Annotated in this window: 15 protein-coding genes; 12 read left to right on the top strand and 3 right to left on the bottom strand. The window is 39.6% G+C overall.

Annotated features, from left to right (window positions below):
* Positions 1-175: 175 nt before the first annotated feature.
* From MKY19_RS18385 to MKY19_RS18340, 10 genes are all read left to right on the top strand, one after another.
* Positions 176-1,537 (top strand): DEAD/DEAH box helicase, encoded by a 1,362-nt coding sequence (locus tag MKY19_RS18385; protein WP_339796742.1) that lies wholly within the window; start codon positions 176-178, stop codon positions 1,535-1,537.
* Between the two features lie 643 nt (positions 1,538-2,180).
* Positions 2,181-2,495: a hypothetical protein gene (locus MKY19_RS18380; protein ID WP_339265590.1), complete on the top strand. Its 315-nt coding sequence runs from the start codon at positions 2,181-2,183 to the stop codon at positions 2,493-2,495.
* 152 nt (positions 2,496-2,647) lie between these two features.
* Positions 2,648-2,923 carry a hypothetical protein gene (locus tag MKY19_RS18375; RefSeq protein WP_339242067.1) on the top strand — a complete coding sequence of 92 codons (276 nt, stop codon included), beginning with the start codon at positions 2,648-2,650 and terminating at the stop codon, positions 2,921-2,923.
* A 928-nt stretch (positions 2,924-3,851) separates the two neighbouring features.
* Positions 3,852-4,361 (top strand): endonuclease V, encoded by a 510-nt coding sequence (locus MKY19_RS18370; protein ID WP_042189378.1) that lies wholly within the window; start codon positions 3,852-3,854, stop codon positions 4,359-4,361.
* A 19-nt stretch (positions 4,362-4,380) separates the two neighbouring features.
* On the top strand, positions 4,381-5,709 hold the full coding sequence (locus MKY19_RS18365; protein WP_339796738.1) for an SMI1/KNR4 family protein: 1,329 nt from the start codon (positions 4,381-4,383) through the stop codon (positions 5,707-5,709).
* Positions 5,710-6,441: 732 nt separating this feature from the next.
* The gene (locus MKY19_RS18360; RefSeq protein ID WP_339796733.1) at positions 6,442-6,999 is read left to right on the top strand and encodes a hypothetical protein; all 558 of its coding nucleotides are present in this window, start codon (positions 6,442-6,444) and stop codon (positions 6,997-6,999) included.
* A complete protein-coding gene (locus MKY19_RS18355) occupies positions 6,990-7,148 on the top strand; it encodes a hypothetical protein (RefSeq protein WP_339796730.1) in 159 nt (52 codons plus the stop codon). Before MKY19_RS18360 ends, MKY19_RS18355 begins: the two co-directional genes overlap by 10 nt.
* Positions 7,149-7,412: 264 nt before the next feature.
* Positions 7,413-8,051, top strand: a complete 639-nt coding sequence (locus MKY19_RS18350; RefSeq protein WP_339796727.1) for a hypothetical protein — start codon at positions 7,413-7,415, stop codon at positions 8,049-8,051.
* A gap of 410 nt (positions 8,052-8,461) precedes the next feature.
* Entirely contained in the window at positions 8,462-9,376 is a 915-nt protein-coding gene (locus tag MKY19_RS18345; protein ID WP_339796723.1) for a phosphotransferase, read from the top strand.
* 282 nt (positions 9,377-9,658) lie between these two features.
* A complete protein-coding gene (locus MKY19_RS18340; protein ID WP_339796720.1) occupies positions 9,659-10,144 on the top strand; it encodes a hypothetical protein in 486 nt (161 codons plus the stop codon).
* Between the two features lie 361 nt (positions 10,145-10,505).
* On the opposite strand, the gene dapA is transcribed toward MKY19_RS18340, so the two are convergent.
* Positions 10,506-11,402, bottom strand: a complete 897-nt coding sequence (dapA, locus tag MKY19_RS18335) for a 4-hydroxy-tetrahydrodipicolinate synthase (protein WP_076286276.1) — start codon at positions 11,400-11,402, stop codon at positions 10,506-10,508.
* A 121-nt stretch (positions 11,403-11,523) separates the two neighbouring features.
* On the opposite strand from dapA, the gene MKY19_RS18330 reads away from it, so the two are divergent.
* Positions 11,524-12,399 carry a LysR family transcriptional regulator gene (locus MKY19_RS18330; protein WP_339796716.1) on the top strand — a complete coding sequence of 292 codons (876 nt, stop codon included), beginning with the start codon at positions 11,524-11,526 and terminating at the stop codon, positions 12,397-12,399.
* Here the strand turns inward: MKY19_RS18330 and MKY19_RS18325 are convergent.
* Positions 12,382-12,792 (bottom strand): VOC family protein, encoded by a 411-nt coding sequence (locus MKY19_RS18325; RefSeq protein WP_339796713.1) that lies wholly within the window; start codon positions 12,790-12,792, stop codon positions 12,382-12,384. The two genes, MKY19_RS18330 and MKY19_RS18325, sit on opposite strands and share 18 nt — an antisense overlap.
* A 283-nt stretch (positions 12,793-13,075) precedes the next feature.
* Between MKY19_RS18325 and htpG the strand changes: the two genes are divergently transcribed.
* Positions 13,076-14,956, top strand: a complete 1,881-nt coding sequence (htpG, locus tag MKY19_RS18320; protein ID WP_076286274.1) for a molecular chaperone HtpG — start codon at positions 13,076-13,078, stop codon at positions 14,954-14,956.
* Positions 14,957-14,981: 25 nt separating this feature from the next.
* Here htpG and MKY19_RS18315 read toward each other — a convergent pair whose 3' ends face one another.
* Positions 14,982-15,458 (bottom strand): DUF4362 domain-containing protein, encoded by a 477-nt coding sequence (locus MKY19_RS18315; RefSeq protein ID WP_339796709.1) that lies wholly within the window; start codon positions 15,456-15,458, stop codon positions 14,982-14,984.
* Between the last annotated feature and the right edge of the window lie 25 nt (positions 15,459-15,483).

The following is a 15,483-nucleotide window of genomic DNA, read 5'->3' as shown; positions in this document are numbered from 1 at the left end:
TAGCTCTTATTAGCTATTAATTGTACAGGTATCCTGAAATGGATTTTTAATGAAAATTGGTGTGATGATAAAGAATATCTATTATTATGTGACTAATTGTGTTATGATTATTGTTTATGACGTGACAAATGGATTTAATGTTAAGAATATATGTATTAGAAATTAAGGAGACCCAATGACATTTAACGAACTGAATATTATGCCTGCGATTTTAAAGGCTTTAACCAAAGAAAACTATACATCACCTACACCTATACAGGAGCAATCGATCCCAGCTGTATTAGCAGGTAGAGATTTACTTGGATGTGCTCAAACGGGAACAGGAAAGACAGCAGCATTTTCTGTACCTATTATTCAATTATTAAGCGAACAAACAAGTCCCAATAAATCAAGCAATGTGCGACGCATTCGCTCGCTGATCTTAACACCGACAAGAGAACTAGCGATTCAAATTGCTGATAACATAAAAGCGTATAGCCAATACACAGATATCCGCTCTGCTGCCATCGTTGGCGGTGTATCACAGAAAGTACAAGAGCGTGCCTTGAATCAAGGGGCTGATATCTTAATTGCTACACCAGGAAGACTTATCGACCTGATCAATCAAAAACGTGTGGATTTACAGTATGTCCAAATTCTTGTCTTGGATGAGGCTGACCGCATGCTAGATATGGGTTTCATCCATGATGTGAAGCGAATTATCGCTAAAATGCCAACGAAGAAACAAACACTGTTCTTCTCGGCAACGATGCCTACTGAGATCTCCAAATTAATCAAAACCTTGCTTGTGAATCCAGTGAAAGTAGAAATCACACCCGTGTCATCTACTGCGGATAGAATCGATCAATCGATCTATTTATTAGAGAATGGAAATAAGCAGAATCAATTGAATCTTTTGTTACAGGATAAATCAATCATTTCTGCTCTGGTGTTTACTCGTACAAAACGTGGTGCGGACCGTGTTACACGCGATCTAGCGAAAGTGAACATTTCTGCACAAGCCATTCACGGCAATAAATCGCAGAATGATCGTCAGAATGCATTGCGGAATTTTAAAAGTGGTGCAACCCGCGTTCTTGTAGCTACGGATATCGCCGCGCGAGGAATTGATATTGATGAGCTGTCTCATGTAATCAACTTCAACTTGCCGAATATTCCAGAAACCTATGTGCACCGGATCGGTCGTACGGGTAGAGCTGGGTTAAGCGGAACGGCAATATCTTTTTGCGAATCTGAAGAGCTTCCGTTCCTTAGGGATATTGAAAAATTGATCGGAAAATCGATTCCAGAAGTGAAGGATCATCCGTATCCGATGTCTCGTAAAACGCAAATGAAGACAGAACGATCTTCGAAACCGTCAGGTTCGAGATCTGCATCTTCAAAACCATCGACTTCCAGACCATCAACAGCTAAACCAGCGGGGTCAAAACCTGTGGCATCTAAACCTGCCAAAGCAAAGCCTAAGTCTAAGTCTAACCCTCCACTAAAGCCAAAGTCTGAGTGGTTCACTAAAGGAAGACAAACGAGCAGCAGATAAGTTATTATGAACGCTGGACGTTTTTTATAGTAAGACTTCAAAACCATCAGTGAAATCTGATGGTTTTTTTGTTAGTTGATGATAAGGTGAATTCAAGATATGGTATGGTTTTTGTAATATTAGGGTGGGGTGGAAGTTATGAAGAAGATATTTAAGGCACCTAATTCGATCGTATGCGAAGAAATCATTCCGAGTATTTTTAACTCATGGGACAAGGATGCTTTGTTACTTCGAGTAAATAATGGGAGTGGAAAGTTAATAACTAAATTTGGGGTGGATAACTCTGGTGAGCGATTGATAAAATTAAAGATTCACAAGAGGTAGGGAATGACCTTAGTACTGCATTTGAAAAGGTTAAACCTCTACTGAGTATTCTAGAAAATGGTTATTACCTGATGTCTTATATAGAAATGATACCAACTAACGGAGAAGGAGAGTTTTTTTGGAACTTATTTACTAAGAGGAGAACGTATAATGCGTCAGCTGATGTTTTTTACAAGTACCATTCAAGCAAGGGGGTTCCCAATTTCCTTCTACCTTCTCAACGAATCGATTGTTTAAACATTGAAAGAGTTATGAATATAGAGAGCAAATTAAAAATGGGGAGATCATGACTGGGCTCGCATATTTTTATGAAGGTTTTATGAGTACATTAATTGACGGACATCATAGGTCCACTGCTGCATACATAGAAAATAAAACTTTAGAATATCTAACTATACTTAAAGTTTCGGGTTATGGAATTGATAGTCATGAGCCAAAACATTTTTATGTTAGTAGTATGGGATATGAGTTCAAATTGCTCAAAAATAATAAGAAAGTCTACAACAATTTAAAAAAGGATTTTTCTTCGAAAAAAGCTAAGCTTACAGCGGAAGAGATTCAGTTCATTATTGAAGACTGCGAGAAAATTAAATGTGAGAGAGAAGTGTCAAATGAAAATAGAGTTCTAGACTGAAAAATAAAGTGTTAGACTCGGCAAATAAAGTATTAGACTGACACTGCGTTATTAAGGTAACGGGCAGGTTAGTTCAATAGGACACGACATAAATTTGTTTAACCAGACATCTTCATTTAGAATAAAAGAAGAGATAGAAGGGAGTGTCGCAAATGGAATACCTATCAATTACGATATCACTTGTGTCCTTAGTTGTATGTTTAACTGTGTATAACAAAGTAAGTGCCATGGAAGCTCGTATCAAAACAATGCACGTAAACGTTGACCAAATTGCCAAGTCTGAAGGTCTGCCCCCACATCTTGTTCAAAATGAGGTTCTCCAGCTCGTACGTAACGGCAAGGAAGTAGCAGCTGTTAAAAAAGCGAGAGAAGTGCTTGGTTTGTCACTATTAGAAGCGAAGCAATATGTGGATGCCCTAAAGGAATAGCTGCAATAATGCGTCCATTCAAATAATAGCCCAAAAAAGACTATCGACAAGTCCATTCGATAGTCTTTTTTATGATATATTATCAAAAATTAAACAGGAGTAGTAATATTGCTGTCGATGGTACCTTTGCGGTAATGGCTTTAAGCTAATGGGCAGGTTAGTTAAAAGGGCGTTTTATTGAAATTAACCGAAGTAAAGGAATAGTGAAATGTTTACGATTCTTCTTGAACTAACGGGACACGTTAGTCTAGAGATCCTGGGAGCAGTTTGCCACCGCGGCAGCTGCTCCTTTCTTCGTTAAGTTAACGGAGGATAGTTTGTAAATGCTGATATAAGGATGTACATATTTGCTTGTGTAAGAATGTTCTAAAATGATTGGTATAATCCTTAAAAACAGCTGCTAAGCGCTTTTCTAGGATTATATGCGTACAAGTGAGCTTCTTGTACATAGTTTTCTGTGAATATTACATGTATAGAAGTGAATGGTTTGTGAAACAAAACCATTCCAACTCTATATATGCCAACAACTGAAGCGAGAGCGGAAGGCGTTAGTTAGAGCCAAAGATTCTTAATTCTTTGTTATTATTCAAGCGTTTTGTACAATCTTATCCAAGCGAAACTGTACATTTAGATTCAATCATTTACACCCTATCCTATTCTTTGGAGGAGGCCGGGGGCAGGATAAAATCCTGTTCCCCGTTGTCGGCGGCGAAATGGCACGTCAAAAATCCAGCCTGTCAAGGGTTTTAGGGTGGAGATTTTTTCTGTGCTGCGCCTGCGGCAGAATAAATACTACCCGCCCCTTGATAGGTTAGATTGGTGGAGTGGTGGTATTGGGATAATCTATAGATCATCCTGCACGGCAAAATGTGATATATTGGCTATAATCTATAGCTTAAAATGAGCTTAAAGGAAGGAATCGCTATCAATGATCATCGCTGTCGATGTGTATTATGAGGAAAATAAAGCGAAATCAGTGGGGGTTATTTTTCAATGTTGGGAAGATTCTAAACCACTCGAAGTCATCATGTCTTATACGGAAAACCCTCACAAATACGAAACGGGTTTTTTCTATAAACGAGAGCTCCCTTGCATACAGGAACTGTTGAAACTTACTGACATAAATCAAATACATACCATTGTTGTGGATGGCTATGTGTACTTAAACAATGAGAAAAAGCCCGGGCTCGGACATTATGTTTACACAAATTTTTCAGGGGAAATTCCAGTGATCGGTGTTGCAAAAAATGCCTTTCACGACAACGAAGCCTTTGTCAAAAAGCTTTACCGAGGCAACAGCTCCAAGCCTTTGTATATAACCTCTGTCGGCATGGAGCTAGCAGTCGCTGCCGAGCACATACAGAGTATGTACGGAGAATACCGATTTCCGCATCTGCTGAAATTGCTGGATAAGCAAACGAAGGAAGCCCGGCTATAATCAACAGGGGGGATTCAATATGTTGTTTTGGAAGAAAGAAACACAACTTGATCGAATAAAAAACAAACTCGAAAAGGCCATGCGCAAAGATACGGCTTTTTTGGTGTTTGGAGCATCTTCACATAAATACAAGGTTTATGAAGTGCTTACAGCAAAAGAGCTTGCGGACTGGCAAGCAAAGAATCAAGTCACACTTCCGGAGCCTTATGCCCAGTTTTTAACGAAAGTCGGAAATGGAGGTGCCGGGCCTTATTACGGGATTTATTCGATTGAAAAAGCAACTTCCTATACCGAAAGAAATGCATTCACTACAAAATGCGTTCTACACCCGAGAATGACAAAAGAAAAATGGAACCATCTGATCGAGCCACTGATCAGTGATGAAGACATCTCCGACCCGGAATACGACGCCGCCCGTGATAGGGTGATGGGCGGCATGTTGTGCATTGGCACACAAGGCTGTGAATACGATATGTATCTCGTACTTGAAGGGAAACACAGGGGGAAAATCATTTACACTGCAGTTTTTTATCCTGATCATCCCTTTTTCTTTGTCTATGAAGACAACTTTCTGGACTGGTATGAGCGCTGGCTGGACGAAATTATTCTGGATTATGATATCGCGTGGTTTGGCAGTAGAATGCCGGGCGATGAAAATGCGTTGATACAGGTTTATCAAAACGCCCCAAACGAAGAAATCAAATCAAAAGCGCTTGATGGAATGTTCAAGTTTAAGAAAATCTCGCAGCCAACCATTGATTTTTTAAGGAGCGTTGCTGAGCAAAGACAAAATGATCGCACCACAGCCATTCAGCTAATCTGCAAAACCTCTTTTGATGCGGGAAGAGACTATCTTCTGGAGCTGTTGTATTCTGAAAGAAATGAAGATTTTTTACAAGCTTTAATGATTCTGAATTGGTACGGTAAATCTTTTGATTTAGCGGAATTTATAAAAGTGATATTGCAAAGTCTTGACAGGGTTCACGATTCGGAAACGTTACGTCATGTGGGGTATGTTTTGGAATCTTCCGGCGCGATTACACTTCAGAACTTTGCGTCCTTTTTGTGCCACACCGACTCGAATATTCAATCTGCCGCAATCTATGCCACACGCAATTGCAATGACAAATCGGAAAGTTGGGAAATCATTGAACAGATGTTAGTGGGTGGCGATAAGGAGGTTGTGAAAAACACTATTTTATTTTGGGGAGTTATCCCTCATGAGAAGTTATTGCGTCATTATAAGGTTGCATGGCCGGAATATAAAAGCAATATTAATTTCAGAGAAAAATTTACAGGTTGTTTGAAAAAATTAAATTTGCCAGATGATTATTTTGACAAAGAATAATTACTCATTATTCATACAATGCGGATGCATGACCATAAATCAAACTTTATCCTATAAATATTAGTGGGTCTAATATCTACAAGACCAACAACCAATTAGTTTTAGGCAGGTAACGGTTTACACCGTGGCCTTATTTTTCTGTCGAATGACAAGAATATAAGCCGATTAATTACCGCGTAAATCGTGGTTTTATTGTTTTATCGGTACATATTCTTGTCAATGTACAATGTCAAGAATATGTACCGATTGCCAAAGAGCTATTAAGTTTTCTCACGAAGGCTCATTTATTAGTGAAATTTGTCAGCTTGATAAGTGACGATAGATAACGCTCTACAGGAATGCTAACGGGAAACGATAGTTCAACCATGACAAGGCTGCCAGCACGATTGGCAGCCTTGCTGCGCTAACGGGCAGGATAGCTCAGTAATTTCGCGAATACTCAACATACGGAATTATTCACGAAGTTCGCGAATAAGACGTTGTCTGAAACCCCTGATTATATAAACACAGAAACAAGAACGCTAGTTTGCATTTCTGTTTTAGGATAGAATGAAAGTACACTAACGGGTACGTTAGTGGAATAGCGGTTGCTTCGGCAGCCGTTTTTTATTTATTCAACTAACGGGCAGCAGAGCGTAAGCATTTCGACGAATACTTCATACATAAGAAAATTCACGAAGTTCGTAAATAAGGCGTTATATGAAACCGCGGTGCAAGGAAAGGATTGAAATCATGGATCCGATCAATGAAGAAATTATAGAATGGTTTCACTCAGTCTTGAGGAATAAACTTTCAACAAAGGAATTTGAACAGTGGCTTTATGACAAAGAAGAGATACTTGAAGAATCATTAGGTAAAGATGTCTATTTTAGATTGATTAATCTAAATTATAATTCTAAATATGTGATGGATGAATTAGAAGGGCAACTTACAAAAATTCTTAATTATAGGTCAGTTGAAGAGTTTAAGATCAGAGATCTATTAAATCGATTTGTTTATATTGAGGAGGAATTCATTAGTTCTTGTTCACACATTTACAGGGAGTATTGTAATGGATATTCCTTTTTTAGGATGATAGCCCTTAAATATATTGTATTTGATTACGATGATCAACTTGCAGACTCAGTTAAAAGGTCAGAGTTTTCCCGACAATATAAAGATGAATTGTTAAATGAAGGATTGAGATTGCTTAGTTTTTTTGATTCTAATGAAATAGAAATAATTAGTGAGAATGAGTACGTAGATAAGAGACATAAGGATCTGAAGATTGAAGAGCAATATTGGACGTAATTCAAGGCTTAAAAAAAGATGTTGTTATATTGCTTGAATCAATTGTTTTTTTTGCTATTGGCTTGTTACTTACTGTAAATGTAGCAAGTAAAATTTATGAGAGTTTTGGAATTGAATTCTTTACTCAACTCTCAGAAGCCCCCTTTTAATGCTAGATTGATGACTTTCAAACTTCCAACAACATTGTACCATATATTGGGATTTTTATGTTATCGTGTCGTTAAGCTAATGAGGAACTAGAGTTCAATAATGAGGGCTGCCGAGAGGTAGCCCTTTGTTCAACTAACGGGCAGATTAGTGGAGTAAAGATATGGTAAAATATATAACATACCCCCTTGATGGTTAAGGAGACTGACTTGGAATATTCTTAAGTCAATCGATAGCAAATTATACAAGGATAAGGTGTGCTGCGGATGACTGATTTTACAATGATTAAAAAGCTGTTTCATATTACGAAACGAAACGGGTTTAGTCATGACGAGATACAAACCATTAAAAATAATTTTGGTGAATTGCCCCAGGTGTTTATAGATTATTATTTGGAACTCGGTAAAGACGAGCGGCTGAACCATACGCAAGATAGTTTGATCAAGCCCGAGCAATTCCAATACTTCAAGCATAGCAAATATTTAATTTTTTATTGCGAGAATCAGCGTGCCTGTGTCTGGGGAATCCATAGGAACGATTTATCCAGGTCCAATCCCCCTGTCTATATGAGTTACGATGAAAAGGTATGGAAAATGGAATTTGAAACATTGACCGATTTTTTTCAGGCGATGGCCTATTTGCAAACCGTATTCGCTCTTGAATACGGCTGTGTATCGTTCTATTCCATTGAACAAACCGACTTGGATTTTATTCGTGAAAATTTTAAAAACAAAGGTATTTCCTTTCGGCATTGGATTGGCATCGAATTTTATGGGAATTACGATGACAGCATAATAACAGTGATGAATAATGACGATAGTTTTGATTTGATTTATGCTTCAAGCGACAAAGAACATTTTGATAAAATGGATCGGGTTCTCTCAAAACTAGGAGTAGTACTTTGAAATTTTCTGTTTCAAGAAGTCAACAAAATAGGGACTTCAGAATGTCATCAATAAGTTAAATAGCTTGGAATAGCCTTACAGAAGAAGTGCGAAAAATAGAGTTAAATCCAGTGGGGCAAGCATCTGTTGTACTGTTTGGAATTGAGGATGAACGAAATGCTAATTGGATAAAAAAATAATTGTTCAAATCAGATAAAAGATGAATTTGCTGCAGTTACCTTAAAAACTAAAGACGATGAAAGGCTTGGTCCAATTATTATATATATTGATGTCCTGAGAAAATAAAGTTGTAGACTGAGAAAAAAAGTATTAGACTAGCGGACGCTTCATTAAGCTAACGGGCAGTTATGCGTAACTTCCAGGGAATGTAAACATCTAAATAACGTAAGGAACGAGGAGGCAGACAATTCATGGGAGGAACGAATGTATGGGATGCGGAGTGGGAGGTTAACGAAGAGCAGGCGCGGACGCTGATCGGCAGACAATTCCCTCAGCTGTCATCGAAGCAAGTGAAGCGATTGGGCTGGGGCTGGGACAATACGGTTTTTCTCATCGCTGACGAGTACGTGTTCCGGTTTCCAAGAAGAACGATTGCAGTTGGCTCGATTCGTATGGAAGGGAAGCTGCTGCCGAAGCTGGAGGCATATATGACCATCCCCTATCCGAAACCGTTGTTTTATGGCGAAGCAAGTGACGAATACCCGGCACCATTTCTTGGCTATGACTACGTGCTAGGAGATTTCCCAATCGGTTTGACGGAAGAACGCCGGGCTTTATCGGCAGAGACGCTGGCGAAATTTTTGCGGAGATTGCATGAGTTTCCGGTGCAGGCGGCGCTGGAGTGCGGAGTTCAGCAAGATCATCGAAACTTGACGGACATAGCATCGCGCAAAGTGAAATTGGAGGGCTTTCTATCGAAGGTGGTTGAACACTTGTCGCCGGAGGAGTCCGGTGTGATCGAAGCGTATATTAGCAGGCTGAAAAAGGACCGTGTCGAGGCGGTGAATGCACTGCTACATGGCGATCTTCATTTCAAAAATATGCTTGTGAATGAGAACGGGATCGTTTCCGGCATCATTGATTGGGGCGATATGAGCGTAGGCCATCCGGCTTGCGATTTGAGCGTTGCTTATAGCTTTTTACCACCTTACGCTCGCGGCGTGTTTTTCGAAACGTACGGAGGAGCGGACGAGGAAACGAAGCTACTGGCGCGGCTAATCGCGGTATACATCCCCATACTGATCTTAATGCAAGCGGTCGATGACGGGAATGAAGCAATTGCGGCAGAGGCGAAATCCAACATCATGCGGGCACTGTCGGATTAGGCTTATTATTTCGTTGCGGCTATGGGGCTATGGCTATCGGCACCATTTTGTCGTTTAAAGGCCGCGATAAGGTACGATCCGCCTTCTCTGATGCCGCTTTATGTTGAGGAACACGAAATTCAACAGAGTAAGTCGTTGCGCTAACTGGGAACGATAGTTGAATAATACAAATTGATTTGCAGGAGCTACGGTATCCTGCTTTTTTCATTGAACTAACGGGCAGTTTAGTTTAAGAATGTGGTACATTTTATAAATAGTCGGTTAGTAAAGGAGCATTATCCTGTGAATAGGGAAGAAAGAAAAAAGCGTTTAGAATATCTAGTTCAAGAAAGAAAGAAACATGAAGAAAAATTGGGAAAAGAGAAACGAATTTCAGAGATGTTAGAGCTGTTCCCAGAAAAGGACAAAGTGGATATATTAGATGAGAGCGAAAGTGATAAGATTGAAAGTAAAATGACAGATTGTTTTCCGATTGGATTTTGGGGAAGAATTGATTGGGAAAAGGTAAATAAAAAAATTATTCTTACTAAAGAAGACATATTGAATATCCCTACCGTCCTATCTAATCAATCTTTGGACACTTCAGTTCCTGTTTACCTTATTGTTGGGATATATAAATACCCATTGGTAAAGACCTCCTTATTTACAATACTAGAAAGCATTGAGGATATTATGGATATGGGACCAGACCAATGGATTTATAGTCCATCGTTAAGATATGTAATTGAATTTTGTCATGATGAGGTAATAACAATAGGCTGGATATGAGGTGCTTATTAAGCTAACGGGGAACGTTAGTTCAATAACAGCGTCAGTCTAAAACTAATTTTTAAAAACTGAGTAATCTCCAATTCAAAACCCCCGTTAAAACAACAACTCCAGTCTAATACTTTATTTTCACCGAACAAGAAGATTTAAGTGAGATGTTGGGCAGGAAAAACTATCCTGATTATCTAGCCATCGCATTTGGAAATATGGCAGGAGATGTCTCTGAAGGGCGTATTAGTGAACTTATGATAAAGAGGGGTAAGAATAGATAATATCAGAACATTAGTTACAGAGAATTTAAATTTACAAAAAAATAGCCGCTAAACAGTTCCTCACTGTATAACGGCTGTTATCTTTTCTCTTATGCAGTCGCTTCAATTGCATTGTCCTGAACATAAGAACTAAGCTCTTGCTGAAGTGCTGTGCTGATGGAAGTCATTGGGAGGCGAAGCGTATCCGAATTGATTAGGCCATTCTGGCTAAGCATCCATTTGATTGGAGCGGGGTTCGATTCCTTGAACAAGAGACGGATGATCGGCAGTAGTTGTTCAAAGTTTTCTTTTGCCAAGTCGAATTGACCCGATTTGAAGGCTTCGTATATACGGATACATTCTGCTGGATAAACGTTCGCAGTAGCAAGCATACCGCCAGCTGCCCCGGAGCTAAGCATTTCATAAAAGAGTGAATCGTCGCCGCCAAGCACAGGTTTGCTACCTGTACGAACTAGCTCAGTAACCATTTTGGTGCTACCTGAGCAGTCTTTTAATCCGACAACATTATTCATTTCTAGGATTGTGCGTGCAGTATCTAGAGTCATAGCAGTACCAGTACGACTAGGAATGTCATAAGCCATGATCGGAATACCTACTTCTGCTGCTTTGCGGAAATGGGCAATGATGCCCTCTTGCGATGGACGACTATAATAAGGGACGACTACTAGTGCGCAATCTGCACCAAGGTTAGCTGCGATCTCTGTGCGTGCTACCGTAGAAGCTGTGTCATTGGTTCCTGTACCGACTACTAAGGGGATAGATGTAGATTGTAAAAGCTCACGAGAAGTGTTTACTAGAAGCTGCATTTCATTTACGGTTACAGTTGGCGATTCACCGGTGGTTCCATTAACGACCAGACCTTGTATGCTGTTGTTAATAATGTTCTTTACATAACGCTGATACGAATCCAGATCGACTTCACCAGCAGCATTGAACGGGGTGACCACGGGGACATAAATTCCATAAATCTGTTGTTCTGTAAGCATAAATTATCGGCCTCCAAAATATTTTAATTCCTCTACATACACTTTACCATGGAATGTTGCATCGTCGTTAGCTATAATAAATGATGTGTATCATCAAAAATATTGATGTTAGGGTGAGGTTATGGATTTAACTTATTTACGAACATTCCGCGAGGTAGCTAAACGTCAGAGCTTTACACGGGCTGCTGAAGAGCTGGGTTACGCGCAGTCGAGTGTTACGATGCAAATACAGAAAATAGAGAAGGAATACGGAGTGCCATTGATAGAAAGGCATGGTCGACAGCTGCGTCTTACCCCGCCTGGAGAAGAGTTGTTGAAGCTATTCGTGGAGATTTTGGATCTGTATGATCGTTCTAAAGAAACCATCGCCCAGCAAATTGGAGGTACGCTAACGATTGGTACGATTGATTCATTAGCTGCTTTCTACTTGCCACCCTACTTACAGCAGTTGAGGACGAAATTTCCGAAACTTGATATCCATCTACAAACGATGCAGGAAGCTAACCTCTTGGCCAAAATAAAAGATGGGGAAGTAGACATCGGTTTGATGCTCGATCGTACCACTACGGATTCTTTACTTGATCGTACGATCATTAGAGATGAACCGCTCGTGTTGATAGCCCCCATTAACCATCCCCTTGCCCAGATGGATATAGTAACCTTACAGGATCTAAATAAGTGCGAATTAATTGTTTCTGAAGAGAGCTGTATTTACCGGAGTCTGTTTGAGAATTTGTTAAAAGAGCACGGGATTATTTTCCGCATTGGTTTTGAGCTTTCGAATCTAGAAGCGATCAAACGTTGTGTTATGAATGGTTTAGGGATTGCATTATTACCTAAAATTGTTGCAGAGGAAGAAATTGAGCGGGGGAACTTGGCCGAGCTGCCCTTCGCACATCAAGAAATTCATTTTGATCTGCAGCTTCTGATGCATCCTAAGAAGTGGAAGTCTCAGCCATTGCAATTTCTAACGCAAATGTTACTTGCAAATCATTAGTTTATTCCCATCAGGGTCTTTCACCACAAACCATTGTTGATCTTGAATATCGGTTACTATCTCTACACCGAGCTCCTTCATATAGTTGATAGAGGCTTGCAAATCATCGGTTATAAGCATAAGAGCAGGTGTTGTAATTGGAGGAGCCCCTTCAGGCTCTAAACCTCCCCACATGGGCATGGTGTCCAGAATGATCCCAGTGCTTCCTTGCATAGTTAACGGGCATAAATGACCGTTCATAATCGGATGATCTGCTTCCTGGAGTCCTAGGACATGGCAATACCAGCTACGAGCTTTTTCAATATCGTGTACGGGGATAAATACACTGCCAATCAAATTCTTAATGGGACTTGTTGCTGAAGAATTTACAATGGACTGCGCTTGTTTATTCATTCGAATTCCTCCTAGGTCTGATAATGATAACCCTTTATTTGGAATTTATGCATCTAGTCTATTTAAAACATAGAATCAGCCTACGCGCAAGTGAATCATTAATGATCAATAAAATCTTAAATTTGTATACAAAAGATAGCATTCTTTAAAGAAAGTCGCTGTAAATATTGACATTCAAAATCAGTTTATGTTATATAAAAAGAAGAATTAGCACTCATCTAACAAGAGTGCTAATCACGAAATGTTGGACAAGATGTTATTTTGAAAGGAGATTTACTTATTCATGGCCAAAAAAGAGTTTAAAGCCGAATCGAAAAGATTGCTGGAAATGATGATTAACTCCATTTATACACAACGGGAAATTTTTCTGCGCGAGTTGATTTCTAATGCAAGTGATGCAATTGATAAGATCTATTACAAAGCATTAGCTGATGAAAGCCTGGTCTTCAATAAAGAAGATTATTATATTAAAGTGACTGCCGATAAGGCGAACAGAACTTTGACGATCTCCGATACAGGTATCGGGATGACACAAGAAGAGCTGGAGAATAACTTAGGAACAATCGCGAAGAGTGGATCTCTTGCATTTAAGAAAGAGAACGAAGCCAAGGATGGTCACAATATCATCGGACAGTTCGGTGTTGGCTTCTATGCTGCGTTTATGGTAGCAGATGACGTAATTGTGATCAGTAAGGCGCTTGGTAGCGACGAGGCCTTTAAATGGGAGTCTAAGGGCGCTGATGGCTATACTATCGAGCCTGTCGAGAAGGATTCTGTAGGTACTGAAGTGATTTTGAAGATTAAAGAGAATACTGAAGAAGATCAATACGATGAATACTTGGAAGAGTATCGCCTGAAATCCATCATTAAAAAATATTCTGACTTCATTCGTTTCCCAATTAAAATGGACGTGAAGGAGCAAAAGCCAAAAGAAGGCACAGAGAACGAGTTCGAGGAAGTTGTTCAAGAACAAACCGTGAACAGTATGGTGCCAATCTGGCGGAAGAACAAAAACGAGTTGACTACAGAAGATTACGATAACTTCTATGCAGAGAAACGTTACGGCTTCGATAAGCCGCTTAAACATATTCATATCAGTGCCGATGGTGCTGTAGTGTACAATGCAATCCTGTTCATCCCAGAAAATACACCGTTTGACTACTACACAAAGGAATATGAAAAAGGTCTTGAGCTCTATTCCAATGGTGTATTGATCATGAATAAATGTGCGGATCTGCTGCCTGACTATTTTAGCTTTGTAAAAGGTATGGTAGATTCAGAGGATCTTTCGCTAAACATCTCCAGAGAAATGCTCCAGCATGACCGTCAGCTGACTCTGATCGCTAAGAACATTAAGAATAAAGTGAAGAGCCAACTGCAAAGCTTGCTGAAGGATGAAAGAGAGAAATATGAGCAGTTCTATAACGCTTTTGGCAGACAGCTTAAGTTTGGTGTGTACAACGATTATGGAATGCACAAAGATACACTTCAAGATTTGCTGATGTTCTACTCCTCCAAGGAGAAGAAGCTGGTAACGCTGGACGAATATGTGTCAAGAATGCCAGAAGATCAGAAGTATATCTACTATGCATCCGGAGAGTCGATCGACAGAATCGAAAAGCTCCCACAGACCGAGCTTGTATCGGATAAAGGGTATGAAATTCTTTACTTCACTGATGATATTGATGAATTTGCAATCAAGATGATCATGTCTTATAAAGAAAAAGAATTTAAATCCGTATCCAGTGGTGATCTGGGTATCGAAGCAGACGAAGCGGACAAGCCAACGGAAGCGGAAGAGAACGAAAACAAGGAGCTTTTTGAAGCGATGAAGGACATCTTGTCCGGCAAAGTGAAGAATGTTAAAGCTTCCAAACGTTTAAAGACTCATCCGGTATGCCTCTCAGCTGAAGGCGAATTGACAATCGAGATGGAAAAAATCCTGAAATCGATGCCGAATGGGCAAGAGGTTCAAGCGGATAAGGTACTCGAAATCAACATCCATCACGAAGTCTTCCAGTCTTTGAAAGCGGCAGCTGAGAACGATAAAGAGAAGCTCGGTTTATACACGAACCTGCTGTACAACCAAGCTCTGCTGATCGAAGGATTGCAGGTTAGTGATCCTGTTCAATTCACCAATGATATTTGCAAAATCATGAAATAGATATTAGAAAAGCCATCCTATCGTATTACGATTGGGTGGCTTTTTTTGTGCGGAAAAGGTAGTAATCGATTTCAGAGTCATTATTTGTGCAACCGCTGATCGAATAGATTATTTCACCTTGTGTGTTTTTTTTACTCGTCACTTCGGAGCAGGTATCGGTTCTAACTCCTGTGTTACTTCCACCGAATGCATCATTAGAAGTATCGTAGCTATAACTAATTACGTTGCCATCAAACTTCAAATCCTTAAATATGGGATCGCCCTCATCTGTGTAACTTGTAACTCGTATATTGTCTGCTTTTTTGCTGGAGAGATTAGTTATAAATTGCTCAAATTTATCGAGGTTGTACACTTTTTCAAAAGAAACAATATCCCCTCTATTGATGGCTTTTTCGGAAGTATAGGGTTCACTTTTGGGAACAGAATTAACCTTATTATCGGAACAACCCCATACCCCTGCTAGTAAAAGAACAGAGAGTATAAGCAAGTTTACTTTTTTCATTGAAGGACCTCCTCCTTGTAACTTA

The organism is Paenibacillus sp. FSL R5-0744 (genome assembly GCF_037972555.1).
In the GTDB taxonomy this organism is placed as follows: domain Bacteria; phylum Bacillota; class Bacilli; order Paenibacillales; family Paenibacillaceae; genus Paenibacillus_AQ.
The sequence above is the reverse complement of the archived record's forward strand: the minus strand, read 5'-3'. Positions and strand labels throughout refer to the sequence as shown.